Origin of the sequence: Guptibacillus hwajinpoensis, assembly GCF_020524165.1 — a bacterium.
Taxonomy (GTDB): domain Bacteria; phylum Bacillota; class Bacilli; order Bacillales; family Guptibacillaceae; genus Guptibacillus; species Guptibacillus hwajinpoensis_D.
On sequence record NZ_JAIVKU010000011.1, the window covers coordinates 17,072 to 34,176 of the forward strand.

Consider the following 17,105-nt stretch of genomic DNA (forward strand, 5'->3'; position numbering starts at 1 on the left):
GGAGGGGTAGAGATGAGTATTAAAATTGGTCATAAACCTTATGCTGAACGAATTCAAGACGGTCTTAATAATTCCTTTATGAGAAAAGCTGTTTCTAGTGCTCAAGGACGCTTCAGGTCAGGACGGTTAAAAGCAGCAGAAGAGCTGGGGGATTGGGAAGATTGGAGAACTCTTGGTGAAGAGATTCGTTCTCACACGATGGAAAACTTGGATTATTATTTGCATCAATTAAGTGAGCAGGTGGAAAAACGAGGCGGGACCGTCTTTTTTGCAGAAACAGCAAAAGAAGCAAACGAGTACATTCAAGAGATTGCAAAGAAAAAACAAGCAAAGAAAGTTGTTAAATCAAAATCAATGGTGACAGAAGAAATTGGCTTGAATGAAACGCTCGAAAAAAGTGGGTGTGAAGTTGTTGAATCAGACCTTGGTGAATGGATTTTACAACTTGACGAGGATCCGCCTTCTCATATCGTGACGCCAGCCCTTCATAAAAATAAAGAGCAAATCCGCGAAACGTTTAGGAAGAAGAAAGGCTATACCGGTTCAGATGATCCGGTTGAGCTTGCCGCTTTTGCTCGAGAACAATTGCGTCAGGACTTCTTAGAAGCAGATATTGGGGTAACAGGATGTAACTTTGCGGTTGCGGAATCTGGAGCGATTACACTCGTGACGAATGAAGGGAATGCAAGGATGGTTACGTCTCTTCCTGATACCCAGATATCTGTAATGGGCATGGAGCGAATTGTGCCAACGTGGGAGGACTTAGAAGTTGTGGTGAGCTTATTGACTCGTGCCGCTGTAGGGCAAAAGCTTACGAGCTATATTACAGCATTAACTGGAACGCGCCTTGAAGATGAAGTAGATGGTCCAGAAGATTTCCACCTTGTGATTGTAGACAATGGACGGTCGAAAATACTAGGGACGGAATTTCAATCAGCTCTCCATTGCATTCGCTGTGCTGCCTGTATTAATGCGTGTCCCGTCTATCGCCATGTTGGTGGACATTCATATGGATCCATTTACCCAGGTCCGATTGGAGCAGTTTTAACCCCATTACTAGATGGATACGAGGATCATAAGGATCTTCCATATGCTTCGACTCTTTGTGCGGCCTGTACAGAAGCTTGCCCTGTTAAGATCCCGTTACATGAACATTTGATTCGCCATCGCGAAATTATCGTTGAACAAGAAAAAATGACAACCACATCTGAAAAAATCATGATGAAAGGTTTTGCGAAGTGGGCTTCCACTCCAGCCGCTTATAAGCTATCGACGAAAATGGCTAGAACAACGCTGAAACCTTGGACAAAAGATGACTATATCGAAAAGGGCCCCGGTCCGATGAAAGGCTGGACGGAGCAACGTGATTTTCCGGCGCCATCGAAAGAGCGCTTCCGGGACTGGTATCAAAAACGAGAGCAAAGGAGTGATCATTAATGGCCATTCATAACCGTGAAGCGTTTTTGGACAATCTGGCAGGGCAGCTAGGGCGATCACGAAAAATAAAAGTAGAATCTCCCCATTATTCCGTTCATCCGCAGGAGCGCGTGTTTCAAGGAGCAACGCAAGATGAGCTCGTCGAGAAATTGGAAGACCAATGTAAAGTCATCCATACGTCTTTTATGAGAACGGATTTGGAGAGACTAGGAGAGACGTTACGCTCTGTCCTTCTAAACTATGATGTTACCAAAGTAGTCGGAGCAAGTGGCCCAAGGAATGACGAAACGGGCTTAAGCAACGTCTACACGGAACTTCAAGCTGAAGGTTATGACATTCACATTTGGGATAAAAATAAAGGACAAGAAAACATAACGTTTGCTGAACAAGCAGGAGCTGGAATTGTGTTTAGTGATCTTACACTCGCAGAATCCGGGACCGTTGCCTTGTTTAACGATCGCTATAACGGACGATCCATTAGCTTACTACCAGAAACATTCATTGCCATTATTCCAAAGAGTACGCTCGTGCCTCGAATGACGCAAGCGAGTCAATTAATTCATGAGGAAGAAAAGAAAGGAAACCCGATTTCCTCCTGTGTAAGCTTTGTTACTGGGCCAAGTAATAGCGCGGATATTGAAATGAATTTAATCGTTGGTGTACATGGGCCGGTAAAAGCGACTTATATTATTGTTGATGATATCTAATCTAATGAGCAAATTGACTAGCTAACCCTTTTGGAGGTTTGTAAAACTTCCAAAAGGGTTTTTCGTTTGTTGGAAAGGAATATTTTGTATGCATCCATTCTATAGGTAGATATAATAAAAGCTAGAGCTGAATTTATCGCTAGAGGAGGCTAAATTGTGCAGGAGACACAGAAAAAAGAAAAAAAGAAAGGGATGTCTTCAACGGGGAAAATGGTTGCCTGGATTGTTGGAGGTGTCATCCTTTTTCTTCTCCTATTGACTGGAGTCATTATATGGATTGTGATGACGTATTTTAGTGGATTTTTCGCTGATCCTGAAGATGAATTAAATAAGTATATGAAAAAGAAGTATGGGGAAGAGATTACGCTTGTCTATGCTGGCAATCGTAATGAAGGAAATTTAGGAGATACAGAGCATAAAGTCGCTCTAAAAGATAATCCGGACTTTGATTTTTGGATCGATGTTAACGGCTTTTTTCGCACCATTGTTGAGGGAGATGACTACGAAAAAGGGAAGAAAACTTACGAGAAGTACCAAACGATTGAAGACGACATGTTGGACATTAGCGAATTTGGATTTACTAGAATACAAGAAGGACAATACAGTACATACCTTGATTATACAGAGGAAGGGTTTTATCGCTTAAATGTTCAGGACGATCATATACTCAGCCGCTATGGATTAAAAGAAGAAGAGTTAAAAGATATGATGGAATTGATTGAATGGATTCGATCAAAAGGCGTGGATATCGGTCAATTGATGGTGTTCGGTCGCTCAGATGAAGCGAAGGAAGGCTATCAGATTGAGTTATTAATCAAAGATGTTCAGTTAATTTCATCGATAGCGGATTTGAAAAAGGAGATTGCAGAAGAACATCCAAGTACGCTTAGTCATGAGATTGAAGAACGAATGAAACCGAAAATGCAGACCCTAGACGAAGAGCGTATCATCCCGAATGTTTCCGATCAGAATACACATGAAGCGCATTGGATCAGTTGCAATGCAATTGCTCAGGATGGCAAGTGCTCGAATATGCTTCTAGCGCTTTATTATGAAACAGATGGTTTTTATCCTGGACATCCTTACATTGTTCAAGATTTAACAAAAGTATTTGAGTGGATCAAACCTGAGCTTGGGCAGGATGGGAGCGTAACCATTCAGGTGATTGAAAAAGATGTTCAGGATGAACCATTACTAAATTTAATAGAACTTAATAAAAGTGATGAGAATGAGAGAGTAGGCGTTGCCTGGAAAAATGATCAGAAGGAATTTCAAGAATTAAAAATGGAGCAAGGGGAAGGAAAGGAATGAGTCTAATCCGCCTTAAGGCGGAGGGGATTTCAAACCGTGGGTCATCGTCTCACCTGCCAGCTATTCGATACAATTAAACTATCAAAAAAGCAGAGGTGTTGGGGATGGCATTAAAAGAGAGCGTTCTTGAACAAAATGAGCACATCGCGCAAGTCGATTCTATTTTTAGAAACAAAAACTTTCTTCTCTTGTGGGGAGCGGCGTTTTTATCAAGTTTTGGGATTTCCTTTTTTCTTTTTTCGGAAAGCTGGTATATCGTCAATGTGTTAAATCTTGAAGCATCACTAGGACTAATTTATATTGCCTCGAGCATTCCAAGATTATTGTTTATGATCATTAGCGGAACAGTTGCCGATCGGATGAGTAAAACAAAAATCATGTTTCTATCTGATTTTTCGAGAGGGATTTTGCTTGGCGGTCTTGTTCTTTGGTTTATCTTCGGAGATGTGACGTTGTGGACGTTTGTCGGGGTTGCATTTTTCTTTGGTATTCTTGATGCGTTTTTCTGGGCTGCGGAAAGTGCAGTGATTCCATCCATCATTCGTAAAGAAAACCTTACGAGAGGAAATTCCATTATTCAAATGACAAACCAGTCTTCTTTTATCATTGCTCCCATGCTAGCTGGGTTATTAATCGCTTTCGGTAGCTATGAACTCGTCTTTACGATAACGGCGATCATGCTGTTTCTTGGCAGTATGCTAATCTACTTGATGAAGATTCCAAAACGAGAAGTAGAGCAGGAGACGAATGAACAATCTTTTTTTGAGACTTTTAAAGAAGGGCTTCTCTATGTAAAGGGATCAAGAGTTTTAGTTGTCGTTCTGCTAACAACCGTTTTTATGAATTTATTTCTTGTTGGTCCCATGTCGATGGGTCTTCCTCTTTTTGTGAAATCCATTCTGAATGGAGATGCAATGACGTTTAGTTTGTTAGAAGCAGGAGCGGCTGTAGGGATGCTGATCGGTTCCATTGTCGTTGGCGTTCTTAATTTAACGAAAAGACGTGGCAAAATTGCGCTGCTGACTCTTATCGTTTCGGGTATTGCTTTTATCGGTCTAAGTTTCTCGTCAGTGCTATGGGTGAGTATTCTTATGCTTGTGCTGTTTGGTGCGTGTCTATCTGCAAGCAATATTCCTTTTATGTCTGCCATCCAGAGCATGATTGAGGAGAAGGTATTAGGGCGAGTCATGGGGCTGATCTCTCTTGCTTCGATGGGGCTTATCCCGGTCAGCTATGCGATGACGGCCCTTTTGCTTTCTACAGGCATTGGGATTAATCATATTATGGCAGGTGGTGCTGTATTAGTTGTTTTGTATGCCTGCTTTGTTTATATAAGGTTTCACGAGTTAAGAAATGTGGATTAATCAAATAGAAGATGATTTTTGAGCTAGGACGCACTCCGTTATCAATGAAGATAATGGAGTTTTTTTATTGGTAAAATAACCTAATATATTCAAAAATTATGTTTGATTTCAGTCAGTTGGGGAACCGCTCTATATTGAGATTTTACATATCGACATAGCGGGAGGAATTGCAGTGAGCGAGAATAAAAAGAAAAAGCAGTTAGACCAATATAGCACGACTGACGAAGGCAAAATGACCACAAATCAAGGACTTAAAGTTTCGGAAGATGAATTTTCTTTTAAAGCAGGCGAACGTGGGCCAACATTGATGGAAGATTTTCATTTTAGAGAAAAAATGACGCATTTTGACCATGAGCGAATTCCAGAGCGCGTTGTCCATGCAAGAGGTTTCTCAGCTCATGGAGAGTTTGAAGTCTATGAGTCTCTTGAAGAATTGACAGACGCTGAATTTTTAAAAGATCCTTCCAGAAAAACGCCGGTGTTTGTCCGGTTTTCAACAGTGGCAGGTTCAAAAGGTTCTGCAGAAACGGTACGAGATGTGAGAGGATTTTCAACACGTTTCTATACAGATGAGGGGAACTATGACTTAGTTGGAAATAACATACCGGTCTTTTTCATTCAGGATGCGATTAAATTCCCTGACTTAATTCATGCGGTAAAACCTGAACCTCATAACGGTATGCCTCAAGCTGCCTCTGCTCACGATACGTTCTGGGACTTTATTGCTAACAATCAGGAATCAGCACACATGGCGCTATGGGCTATGTCGGATAGAGCCATTCCTAGAAGCTTGCGTATGATGGAAGGATTCGGCGTTCATACATTCCGGTTTGTAAATGCAAAAGGAAAAGCGAGGTTTATTAAGTTTCACTGGAAACCAAAACTAGGCGTACATTCACTCGTGTGGGATGAAGCGCAAAAACTCTCAGGTAAAGATGCCGATTTCCACCGCGGTGATTTATATGAGTCTATTGAAAATGGTGACTACCCTGAGTGGGAACTAGGCGTGCAAGTGATGAATGAAGAAGATGAATTTAAATTTGATTTTGATGTGCTAGACCCAACTAAGATTTGGCCAGAAGAAGATATCCCTGTGAAAATCGTAGGGAAAATGACATTAAACCGAAATGTGGAAAACGTCTTTGCTGAAAATGAACAGGTTGCTTTTCATCCAGGTAACGTTGTAAAAGGTATCGACTTTTCCAATGATCCACTTCTTCAAGGACGTTTGTTCTCTTATACTGATACACAAATCAACCGTTTTGGTAGTGCGAATTATCATGAATTGCCAATTAATCGACCAGTTTGCCCGTTCTTTAACAATCAGCGTGATGGATTTATGCGACAAACGATTAACAAAGGCCAGGTAAGCTATCACAAAAATTCTCTTGCGGATAATCAGCCAGAACCAGCTACAGAAGAAGAAGGTGGCTATGTTCATTATCAAGAGAAAGTAGACGGGCATAAGATCCGAGCACGCAGTGAAAGTTTCAAAGATCATTTCTCTCAGGCCGTTCTTTTTTATAACAGCATGAGCGATGTAGAGAAAGAGCATATTAAAAATGCCTTTAGCTTTGAATTAGGTAAGCTGAAAAGTAAGTCAGTTCAGCAACAAGTGGTAGACATGCTGACGAATATCAATCTAGATCTCGCTCAAACCGTCGCTCAAAATGTTGGAGCGAAGGAACCTGAACAAGGTGGATCCGATATTACGAAGACTTCACCTGCGCTTAGCCAATTAAATACAACATTCACGCCAGATACAAGAAAAGTTGGCGTCATCGTAGATGATGGTTTTAATGGAGAAGAACTCATACAAGTGCTTAATGAACTGAAAGAAAAAGGCATTAAACCTGAACTTATTAGTGATAAGCGTGGAGTGAAAACCGCTACTGATGGAGCTGAAGCTGAGATTGATCACACCTTCCTCACATGTGATTCTGTTCTTTTTGATGCGATTTACGCGGTTGGTGGGAATCAGGAAAGTAAAGGATTCTATCAATCGGCCAATTACTTTATTAGTGAAGCTTTCTCGCACTTTAAACCGATCGGTGGAACACACGAAGGAATGAAGTGGTTAGAGAATAACGATTTAGTCGGTCAACCGGGAGTTGTCACTGGTAAAGATATGAATGAGTTTGTAAAAGAATTCAGTCAAGCGATTGCAACGCATCGCCATTGGAATCGTGAGCTGGTATAAGTGAAGAAATATAAAAAAAGGTAGCCCTGATGTTCAGGGCTACCTTTTTTATTACCTTTTCAACATCCCGTGAGGATCAATCACAAACTTCTTTGATACCCCACTATCAAATTCCTGATAGCCTTGAGGCGCTTCATCTAGACTGATAACGGTTGCATTAACGGCTTTTGCAATATCCGCTTTTCCATTTAGAATCGCCATCATGAGTTGACGATGGTATTGCATGACTGGGGTTTGGCCTGTAACAAAATGATGGGCTTTTGACCACCCGAGACCAAAACGTACTTTCAATGATCCTTGTTTCGCATCTTTATCAGAGGCCCCTGGGTCTTCCGTCACGTACAGACCTGGAATTCCCATCTTACCACCAGCTTCTACAACGTCCATCATGGTGTTTAATACGATGGCAGGTTGTTCATCGTTATCTGTACCGTGCCCGTAAGCTTCAAATCCAACAGCATCAATGGCACAATCGACTTCAGGTATGCCGAGAATTTGTTCGATTTGTTCACCTGGGTCATTGTGCTCTTTGAGATTGATTGTTTCACACCCGAAGCTCCTTGCCTGAGCGAGACGTTCTTCTTTTAAATCTCCAACGATGACAACAGCAGCACCAAGCAATTGAGCGGAATGAGCAGCTGCCAGTCCAACTGGTCCTGCTCCCGCAACATACACAGTGGACCCGGTTGTCACTCCTGCACTAATCGCTCCATGGTAGCCGGTAGGAAAAATATCCGATAGCATTGTTAAGTCGAGGATTTTCTCCATCGCTTTTTCTTTATCGGGAAAGGCAAGCAATTGAAAGTCTGCATAAGGCACCATTACATATTCGGATTGTCCGCCAACCCAGCCGCCCATATCGACGTATCCGTAAGCAGCACCGGGGCGTTCAGGATTCACGTTCTGACAAATGTGGGTATCCTGGCGTTTACACATTTTACATCGCCCGCACGCTACGTTGAATGGAACGGAGACAATATCTCCCTTTTTGATAAATTCCACATCTCTACCAACTTCGATTACTTCTCCTGTAATCTCATGACCGAGAACTAAACCGGACGGAGCTGTGGTACGGCCACGAACCATATGCTGATCGCTCCCGCATATATTCGTTACGATATTCTTTAAGATCACCCCATGTTCACATTTACGGCCGACGTTACTTTTTGGGACACCCGGACCTTCACGAAGAACTAAATCCGGATAGCTAATATCCTGAACTTCTACACGACCTGCACCTGTATAGACGACACCACGATTTCCTGCCAACTGTATTTCCTCCTTTTCGTTTTTAGACGAGTGGGACGGGAGGCATAGTGTGACCTTATGTACTCACCTCATTGTAATGGTATGAAGCTTCGAAATTCTTTTGGTGTTATCATCTGTAGGGTGCATTCCCTTTTTCATCCAGTATAAAACGATTTGTCATACCGATGGTGTCAGCGTAGCATCCGTGAAAAATGAAAATACAGGAAAACGCACTTCTTATTAACGTGACGAAAGACTTTTTTGTTACAATAAGGTTATGAGTATTCAGACATTTATTCGTGTTACTTTTATGCATAGATGATAGGAAATGAGACCTATTTTTAAGATGTTTAGCGCAGATCAAGATTATTGGAGGAATTGATTATGAGTTCATCGTACCAGTTTGATGCATATCATCCAGCAGTTAAGCAAGTGATTGAGAATATTGAAAAGGTGATGGTGGGGAAGCGAGATGTCACTGAGCTAAGTTTAGTTGCGCTACTTGCTGGTAGCCATGTGCTTCTTGAAGATGTACCGGGTGTAGGGAAAACGATGATGGTTCGTGCCCTGGCAAAATCAGTAGGTGCTCAGTTTAATCGCATCCAGTTTACACCCGATTTACTGCCTTCGGATTTAACGGGTGTTTCGATCTTTAATCAACGTGAAATGAAATTTGAATTTCGAAAAGGGCCTCTTCTAGGTCATATTATTTTGGCAGATGAAATCAATCGAACGTCACCCAAAACACAGTCAGCTCTTCTTGAAGGAATGGAAGAGGGGAATGTAACCGTTGATGGAGAAACTCATATTCTCCCACAGCCATTTTTTGTGATGGCGACCCAGAATCCGATTGAATACGAAGGAACGTATCCACTTCCAGAAGCGCAGCTTGATCGCTTTCTATTGAAGTTACGAATGGGCTACCCTTCTCCGGAAGAAGAGCTTGAGGTTTTAAATCGTACCGAGCATGCCCATCCAATTGATTCGATCGGCACCGCTCTTGAGCTTCAAGAACTGCTTGAGATGCAGGAAAAGGTAAAGGCTGTTTTTGTTGATGAGTCGGTGAAGCAATACATTATTGATATTGTAAGTAGAACAAGAAATAATACGTCGATTTATCTAGGTGCTAGTCCACGTGGTTCTCTTTCTTTGATGAAAGCGTGTCAGGCGTATGCATTTATGCGCAATCGTGATTACGTTCTACCAGATGACGTGAAATTTTTAGCACCTTATGTCTTATCTCATCGCATCATTCTGAAATCGGAAGCGGCATTTGAAGGACAGAAGCCTGAAGAGATTATTAAAGAAATCCTTCATCGGGTTCGGGTACCTCTTCGGAGGGAAGAGAAAGTGAAATGAGAGACAAGCTTGCCAATAATAGAGTGTTAAAGTTCTTCTTTTTAGGACTTCTTTTTCTCCTTACTTTTTCTTATGCCATGTTTCAGGGAGGCTTTGTAAGCTGGTTTCTTTTCTATAGCTTTCTTCCTTTTGTTATCTATTCTTTCCTTCTCATTTTTTACCCACTGAAGGCTATTAGGATGACACGTGATGTGAGCCACACGGAACTAACAGATGGTCAGGAGTTAACGGTAACGATTCACATCGAACGAAGCAGTCGCTTCCCGCTTTTTTATTTAGTGGTAGAAGACGTACTACCTGAAAGACTCGTATCCTATGCGAAAGAGGCGTCATCCAACTATCAAAAGCGATCGCTTGCCCTATTGCTACCAATGTTTAGAAAAAAGTTAACTTTTCGCTATACCATTCAATCCATTCCAAGAGGAGAGTATCATCTTAAGAAAATCCGCTGTAAGACGGGTGATCTCTTTGGGTTTATTCAACATGAAAATGTGATCGAGAAAGAGCATGCGATTTATGTTCTTCCAAACTATCAAGAAATCTCGTGGTCTCCTTATAATCAGCAGCTTTCAGGGACAAGACCTTCTCCAAGAAAAGCAGATTTAGACTATTCAACAGCTGTAAGTGTGCGAGATTACGTACCTGGAGACAAACTGTCGTGGATTGACTGGAAAGCAACAGCGCGCGGTTCCAAATTACTCACGAAGCAATTTGAACAGCAAATTAGTCAGGACTACATGGTGTTTCTTGATCGAGAAACGGCACACTACGGTCGGGTCGAATCTCCTTTATTTGAGAAAGCGGTAAGACTTGCTGCTTCTGTAACAAATGCTGCATTAAAACAAAATGCAATGATTGGTCTTGTTTCTTCCGGAAAGGATCATTCAGTATTAAGCATTAATGGAGGAAAGGCACAACGAAGGAGAGTGTTTCATCACCTTGCCCGCGTTCAAGCAAATGGGAGTACGACATTTGATACGGTCGTAAAAAGAGAAGCGCATCATTTTCCGGCAGGAACAGGCGTGTTAATGATTAGTCCTTCACTCGAAGGTTCCTTCACCTCTACGTTAAAAGAGCTCGTTGCCCGAAAGGTCCAAGTTGAGTTCTTTTATGTGACTGAGCACATTACGTTGGAACAACAAGCTGAAATTAACCAGCTCATGCAATATGGAATTAAGGCTAACGTGATTGTAGGAAATTCATTTAATCAGGAATTAAAAGGGGGTGGGAAGCGTGTCACAAGCTAATGAAAAAACAGACTGGCTTCACGCTCTTCTCCTCTACGGTTTAGGTTTTCTTTTATTCTGGGAATGGCTAAGGCCTCTCTCAATCATTTCGGATACAGGTCAATCTGAAATTTTCATTTTATTTACAGCATTTTTGTTTTTGCTCTCGTATTTTCAACTGCCATTTTGGCTGTCCTTTCCGGTCAAGGGAATCGCTATGGTTTATGCCTTGCATGAAATGTTTTTTCCTGGCTCTTTCTTTGACTTTTTGTGGCTTAATTACTTTCTGTCGGACTTTTCTCAGAATGTAGGTTTTTTATTCGATGGCCGATTTGATAGCCTTTCGAATGTTTTTCGAACGTTTTTGTTTTTTATTTTACTTTGGCTCATTAGCTACTTGATGCAGTATTGGCTGATTCAAACAAGACGGATCTTCTTATTTCTATTAGTGACGATTGTTTACATTTCAGTGATTGATACGTTCACAACTTATGAAGCCGACCAGGCGATTATTCGCATTGTCATTATCGGTTTTATACTACTTGGTTTACTGCAAATCCTCCGCATTCAAGAACAGGAAGGTGTTTCATTTTCGAAAGGCCGCTTCCCTGTCTACTGGCTCATGCCACTTGTCGTTGTCATTGCGTTCTCCTCTTTATTTGGTTATATTGCGCCCAAAGCAGAACCTCAGTGGCCAGATCCTGTCCCTTTCTTGAAAAAAACGACCGGGGATGACGGAGAAGGAAAGAATGGGAACGGTATTAGCAAGATTGGTTACGGAGAGGATGATTCTCAGCTTGGTGGCCCATTTGTGATGGACGATACGTCCGTATTCACCGCACAAATTAAGGATCGAGGCTACTGGCGAGTTGAAACGAAGGATGTCTACACTGGAAAAGGGTGGGAGTCTTCCGTACGTGACCGCGTGATGTTTGAAGGGAGTACAGAAACGTTATTTGAAGATGACGTGGAAGTAGAAGCCTTTGATATGAAGATGAACATGACAGGAAATGAAGAATTTGATTTCATCGTTCATCCTGGCCAGGTAACTTCTATTGAAACAGGGAAAGACGTACAGCTCCTGGAAAACCCCTTAACTGGAAAGGTGTTTACGCAAAATCTTGGTGAATCAGTTGTACTTGATAATTATAATTTAGAATATGAATCACCTACATTTTCAGAAAAAATGTTACGAGAAGCATCGACTGAATATCCAGAACGACTTGCGGATACGTATCTTCAATTACCTGAAACTCTTCCAGAAAGAGTTGGAGCTCTTGCTGAAGAGATAACGAGTGAAGAGGATAACCCTTATGATAAAGCACGCGCAATTGAAAATTACTTCGTCGGAAATGGGTTTGTGTATGAAACAACAGATGTGGCCGTTCCAGGCGAAAATGATGACTATGTTGATCAGTTTCTTTTTGAAACGCAGCTCGGTTACTGTGATAATTTCTCAAGTTCGATGACCGTTCTTTTGAGAAGCCTCGGCATTCCAGCGAGATGGGTGAAAGGATTTACGGAAGGCGAATTTGTTGCCGCAGCAGGTGACTATCGTGAATACGAAGTAACGAATAATAATGCGCATTCATGGGTCGAAGCTTATTTTCCTGAAGTAGGATGGGTTCCTTTTGAACCAACCCGTGGTTTCTCGAACCAGGCTGACTTTGTAAGTGATTATAGTGATGATGAAGCGTCAAATACGGAAACATCGGATCCAGCTCAAGCTGAGGAAGAACAGGCACAGCAACAAGAGCAGCTGCCACAGGAAGAGGCAGCATCAGGATCGTCATCGGCTCCATTTGAATGGTCGATGTGGTATACGGTTGTGCTCATTGTGATCTTTCTTCTTCTGTGCTACGTCGTTCTTAAAAACTATAAGAAATGGTTAAAGCGATTGATCATTTCTAAATATAAGAAACGGGATGATGATAAAGCATTATCTGAAGCTTACTTTCGACTGCTATGGTTGCTCGACTTGCACGGTATTAAACGTGGCGCTAACCAGACACTGAGAGAGTATGCTGTTCAAGTTGATCAGAAGCTTCGTACAAAAGATATGAAAGAATTAACCCGTCGGTATGAAGAAAATTACTATCGCGGCAAAACGAATAATGACGGCTGGGATGAAATGAAGAAATTGTGGGAAAATTTAATTAAAAAGATGCAATCTTGACCGTTGTATAGACGGTTGATAGAATGAATCCATAGTTTGAACAGTAAGTTGTAACCTTCGTATATCCCTGGGAATAAGGCCCAGAAGTCTCTACCGGATCACCGTAAATGATCTGACTATGAAGGCAGATATTCCTAGTATACGTCAGGATTCTGCCTTTGTACCATGGCAGAGTTCTGGCTTTTTTATATAACCTGGAGGTAAAGGTCGAAAAGCTTATTAATCTTTCGTTTTTTATTCGATTTTGGAAATGCTACTAGAGACTAAATAGAAGTGAGGGAATTAGATGTTAGAAGAACAGGAATCCATTATTGTGCTCGATTTTGGCGGGCAGTATAACCAACTCATTGCGAGACGTATACGTGATCTTGGCGTTTTTAGTGAATTGCATCCGAATACGATTACGGCTGAAGAAGTTAAGAAGATTAACCCGAAAGGTATCATTTTCTCAGGTGGCCCGAACAGTGTATACGGAGAAGGTGCACCGCGCTGTGATGAAGAAATTTTCGAACTCGGTATTCCGGTTCTTGGAATCTGTTATGGTATGCAGTTGATGACGCACCACTTTGGTGGAAGTGTCGAAGCAGCAACACATCGTGAGTACGGAAAGGCAATGCTAACGATTAACGATAAGTCTCCTTTATATGATGGCCTTCCAGAAGAACAATCTGTATGGATGAGTCACGGTGATCTAGTAAAAGCTCCGCCAGAAGGATTTGATGTAGCTGCAACGAATCCATCATGTCCAGTAGCTGCAATGAGTGACGCTTCTCGTCATCTTTATGGCGTTCAATTCCATCCTGAAGTTCGTCATACAGAGTATGGGAATGAACTGCTAAAGAATTTTGTGTACAAGGTTTGTGAGTGCAAAGGCGAATGGTCAATGGAAAACTTCATTGATGAGCAAATCGATACAATTCGTGAGGCGGTAGGACATAAAAAAGTTCTTTGTGCGCTAAGTGGAGGAGTTGATTCTTCTGTAGTAGCCGCATTAATTCACCGAGCGATTGGTGACCAACTAACATGTATGTTTGTTGATCATGGCCTTCTTCGTAAGGGTGAGGCAGACAGCGTCATGAAAACCTTTGGTGAAGGATTCGACATGAACCTGATCAAAATTGATGCAGCCGACCGTTTTCTTACAAAGCTCAAAGGCGTAACGGATCCAGAGAAGAAACGTAAAATTATTGGTAACGAGTTTATCTATGTGTTTGAAGAAGAGTCTGAAAAGCTAGAAGACATGTCCTTCTTAGCGCAAGGAACGCTTTATACAGACATCGTTGAGAGTGGAACAGCCACTGCTCAAACGATTAAATCTCACCATAACGTAGGTGGGTTGCCTGAAGATATGAAGCTTGATTTAATTGAGCCGTTAAATATGCTTTTCAAAGATGAGGTTCGCAAAGTAGGGACAGAGCTTGGCCTTCCTGACGAAATCGTTTGGAGACAGCCATTCCCAGGTCCGGGTCTTGGTATCCGTGTCATCGGAGAAGTGACGGAAGAAAAGTTAAAAGTCGTTCGTGAATCGGATGCGATTCTTCGTGATGAAATTAAAAAGGCAGGTCTTGATCGTGATATCTGGCAGTATTTCACTGCGCTTCCTGATTTCAGAAGTGTAGGGGTAATGGGAGATGCAAGAACTTACGATTACACGATCGGTGTTCGTGCTGTAACATCTATTGATGGAATGACCTCTGATTGGGCGCGTATACCATTTGAAGTTCTTGAAATTATTTCTACAAGAATTGTCAATGAAGTAGACCATGTTAACCGAGTCGTGTACGACATTACATCAAAGCCACCTGCTACCATTGAGTGGGAATAAACACGAACAAAAGATATTAAAATAGATAAAATGTTCGTGTTTTGTGTTGACGGCACGTAAGATAGCTGATACACTACAAAAGTAAATAAATAGAACGACCATCCATCGTATAACATCGGGAATAAGGCCCGAAAGTCTCTACCAGGTTACCGTAAATAACCTGACTACGAAGGAAACAGAGAAAGTAGTGAAAGGGTGTGCTCATGTAGCACCTCTCGATCTGCCATCCCTTTTCCTAATTAGTCCGCTCCGGGTAGAGAACCCGGGGCTTTTTTCTTTTTCGTGAATTGTTACTATTCTCTTGCAAAGAATAAAACAAAGAGTACGAAGCTGTTAGAAAGATGGATGAAGGGAATAAGGGGGAATGAAGGAATGGATCGTTTTTTTCGCTTTCAAGAGCATAATACAACATATAGAAAAGAAACAATTGCAGGATTAACAACATTCTTATCAATGGCTTACATTCTATTTGTTAACCCAGCTGTGCTGGCTGATGCAGGAATGGATCAAGGGGCCGTATTTACTGCCACAGCTCTTGCTGCGGCGCTTGGTACTTTAATTATGGGTGTGCTAGCAGGGTATCCCATCGCACTAGCACCAGGGATGGGCTTGAATGCATTTTTCACATATTCAGTTGTAACCGTGATGGGCGTACCGTGGGAAACAGCGCTTGCGGGTGTACTCGTTTCAGGAATTATCTTTATTATTATTACCATTTTTAAAATTAGAGAAATGATTATTAATGCGATTCCAATGGAATTAAAATACGCAGCAGCAAGCGGGATTGGCCTGTTTATTGCCTTTATCGGTCTTCAAAGTGCAGGGATTGTTCAAAATAACGATTCGACGTTAGTACAACTAGGGGATCTTCTTGCAGGGCCGACGTTGCTTGCGGTATTCGGATTAATTATTACTGTTATCTTAATGGTTCGTAACGTAACTGGGGGGATTTTCTATGGAATGGTGATTACAGCCATCGTAGGAATGATCTTTAACCAGGTGCCGCTTCCGAGCGGGATTGTAGGAAGTGTGCCAAGCCTTGAACCAACGTTCGGCGTTGCTTTTGGTCATCTTGGTGATTTATTTACAATCGATATGCTAGTCGTTGTCTTAACGTTCTTATTTGTCGATTTCTTTGACACGGCAGGTACGTTAATTGCCGTAGCAACGCAAGCTGGTATTATGAAAGATAACAAACTTCCAAGAGCAGGAAAGGCTTTATTTGCAGATTCATCTGCAACAGTTCTTGGTGCTGTACTTGGTACGTCAACAACGACAGCTTATATTGAATCTTCATCAGGAGTAGCAGCAGGTGGTCGAACTGGTTTTACTTCTGTGGTAACAGCATTATTTTTCTTGCTTGCATTATTTTTCTCTCCATTACTAGCAGTCGTGACACCTTCCGTCACAGCACCAGTGTTAATTATCGTAGGTGTTCTGATGGTGAGTGTACTCGGTAACATCGAGTGGAAGCGATTTGAAATTGCGGTTCCAGCATTCTTAACCATTATTGCCATGCCACTAACCTATAGTATCGCAACAGGAATTGCGCTTGGGTTCGTCATGTACCCGATCACGATGGTTGTGAAAGGGGAGGGGAAGAACATTCATCCAATTATGTACGGATTGTTCTTCGTCTTTATCGCCTATTTTGTATTTTTAGCATAGTGAGTTTAAAAGCAGCCGAGAAAAACGGCTGCTTTTTTTATGAAGAGGAACAAGTTGTTACTGAATAGGTTATTGTTTGGGGAAGTGCTTAATCAAACGTTTGTTTAATGATTAAAAGACACTGTTTGGAGTGATCCAAAGAAAAACTTCATTAAATGTCATCGAATAAAGGTGATGAAGGATACTCTTTCTATGCTACGTTCTAAATAACCTTCACCAAATTTTTTTCATGAATTTGATAAATGCCATTGACCATATCATACTTTGCTGATAAAGTAGAGAACGTTGTTAAGAAAACGACAGCAAACGCATGAAAAAAGTGATTGACTTCATTTTAATCTTCATGTATTATAGATAACGTTGCCGCTGAAAAAAGCGTGTAACACCATTTGAAACATTTAAAAAAAGTTGTTGACATCAATCGAAACAACATGGTATATTAGTTGGGTCGCTGAAAACGACAACGAAAGAAACGAATTGCTCTTTGAAAACTGAACGAAACGCCATGTAAGTAGTTGTTTCTACGGAAACAAACATTGTTTTAAAAGCTAGATTAAGCTTTCTATCGGAGAGTTTGATCCTGG

11 protein-coding genes and 2 riboswitches are annotated in these 17,105 nt (G+C 41.5%); of the genes, 10 read left to right on the forward strand and 1 reads right to left on the reverse strand.

Annotated features, from left to right (window positions below; genetic code table 11):
• Window positions 1-12: 12 nt before the first annotated feature.
• The 5 genes from LC090_RS21565 (at window position 13) to LC090_RS21585 (ending at window position 7,019) form a co-directional block, all read left to right on the forward strand.
• Window positions 13-1,437: a LutB/LldF family L-lactate oxidation iron-sulfur protein gene (locus LC090_RS21565; RefSeq protein WP_226660142.1), complete on the forward strand. Its 1,425-nt coding sequence runs from the start codon at window positions 13-15 to the stop codon at window positions 1,435-1,437.
• Complete coding sequence (locus tag LC090_RS21570; RefSeq protein WP_226660143.1) at window positions 1,437-2,144, forward strand: LutC/YkgG family protein; 708 nt, start codon at window positions 1,437-1,439, stop codon at window positions 2,142-2,144. The genes LC090_RS21565 and LC090_RS21570 overlap by 1 nt, the downstream gene beginning before the upstream one ends.
• A 156-nt stretch (window positions 2,145-2,300) precedes the next feature.
• Window positions 2,301-3,455, forward strand: a complete 1,155-nt coding sequence (locus tag LC090_RS21575) for a hypothetical protein (RefSeq protein ID WP_226660144.1) — start codon at window positions 2,301-2,303, stop codon at window positions 3,453-3,455.
• 104 nt (window positions 3,456-3,559) lie between these two features.
• Window positions 3,560-4,819 (forward strand): MFS transporter, encoded by a 1,260-nt coding sequence (locus LC090_RS21580; protein ID WP_226660145.1) that lies wholly within the window; start codon window positions 3,560-3,562, stop codon window positions 4,817-4,819.
• Window positions 4,820-5,051: 232 nt separating this feature from the next.
• Window positions 5,052-7,019: a catalase gene (locus LC090_RS21585; protein ID WP_226660154.1), complete on the forward strand. Its 1,968-nt coding sequence runs from the start codon at window positions 5,052-5,054 to the stop codon at window positions 7,017-7,019.
• 51 nt (window positions 7,020-7,070) lie between these two features.
• Here the strand turns inward: LC090_RS21585 and fdhA are convergent, their stop codons facing one another.
• A complete protein-coding gene (gene fdhA / locus LC090_RS21590) occupies window positions 7,071-8,288 on the reverse strand; it encodes a formaldehyde dehydrogenase, glutathione-independent (RefSeq protein WP_226660146.1) in 1,218 nt (405 codons plus the stop codon).
• A gap of 363 nt (window positions 8,289-8,651) precedes the next feature.
• Between fdhA and LC090_RS21595 the strand changes: the two genes are divergently transcribed.
• The 5 genes from LC090_RS21595 (at window position 8,652) to LC090_RS21615 (ending at window position 16,521) form a co-directional block, all read left to right on the forward strand.
• Entirely contained in the window at window positions 8,652-9,626 is a 975-nt protein-coding gene (locus tag LC090_RS21595) for an AAA family ATPase (protein WP_226660147.1), read from the forward strand.
• Window positions 9,627-9,805: 179 nt separating this feature from the next.
• Complete coding sequence (locus LC090_RS21600; protein ID WP_226660148.1) at window positions 9,806-10,873, forward strand: DUF58 domain-containing protein; 1,068 nt, start codon at window positions 9,806-9,808, stop codon at window positions 10,871-10,873.
• On the forward strand, window positions 10,860-13,028 hold the full coding sequence (locus tag LC090_RS21605; RefSeq protein WP_226660149.1) for a DUF4129 domain-containing transglutaminase family protein: 2,169 nt from the start codon (window positions 10,860-10,862) through the stop codon (window positions 13,026-13,028). The genes LC090_RS21600 and LC090_RS21605 overlap by 14 nt, the downstream gene beginning before the upstream one ends.
• A gap of 37 nt (window positions 13,029-13,065) precedes the next feature.
• A riboswitch (purine riboswitch) is annotated at window positions 13,066-13,167 on the forward strand.
• Between the two features lie 147 nt (window positions 13,168-13,314).
• Entirely contained in the window at window positions 13,315-14,853 is a 1,539-nt protein-coding gene (guaA, locus tag LC090_RS21610) for a glutamine-hydrolyzing GMP synthase (RefSeq protein WP_226660150.1), read from the forward strand.
• An 85-nt stretch (window positions 14,854-14,938) separates the two neighbouring features.
• Window positions 14,939-15,040, forward strand: a riboswitch (purine riboswitch).
• Between the two features lie 185 nt (window positions 15,041-15,225).
• Window positions 15,226-16,521, forward strand: a complete 1,296-nt coding sequence (locus LC090_RS21615) for an NCS2 family permease (protein ID WP_226660151.1) — start codon at window positions 15,226-15,228, stop codon at window positions 16,519-16,521.
• Window positions 16,522-17,105 lie beyond the last annotated feature (584 nt).

Bases quoted from the DNA above. Each gene is read 5' to 3' on its own strand.
- LC090_RS21565 (WP_226660142.1), top strand. From the start codon at position 13: ATGAGTATTAAAATTGGTCATAAACCTTATGCTGAACGAATTCAAGAC.
- LC090_RS21570 (WP_226660143.1), top strand. From the start codon at position 1,437: ATGGCCATTCATAACCGTGAAGCGTTTTTGGACAATCTGGCAGGGCAG.
- LC090_RS21580 (WP_226660145.1), top strand. From the start codon at position 3,560: ATGGCATTAAAAGAGAGCGTTCTTGAACAAAATGAGCACATCGCGCAA.
- LC090_RS21585 (WP_226660154.1), top strand. From the start codon at position 5,052: ATGACCACAAATCAAGGACTTAAAGTTTCGGAAGATGAATTTTCTTTT.
- LC090_RS21595 (WP_226660147.1), top strand. From the start codon at position 8,652: ATGAGTTCATCGTACCAGTTTGATGCATATCATCCAGCAGTTAAGCAA.
- LC090_RS21600 (WP_226660148.1), top strand. From the start codon at position 9,806: ATGACACGTGATGTGAGCCACACGGAACTAACAGATGGTCAGGAGTTA.
- guaA (WP_226660150.1), top strand. From the start codon at position 13,315: ATGTTAGAAGAACAGGAATCCATTATTGTGCTCGATTTTGGCGGGCAG.
- LC090_RS21615 (WP_226660151.1), top strand. From the start codon at position 15,226: ATGGATCGTTTTTTTCGCTTTCAAGAGCATAATACAACATATAGAAAA.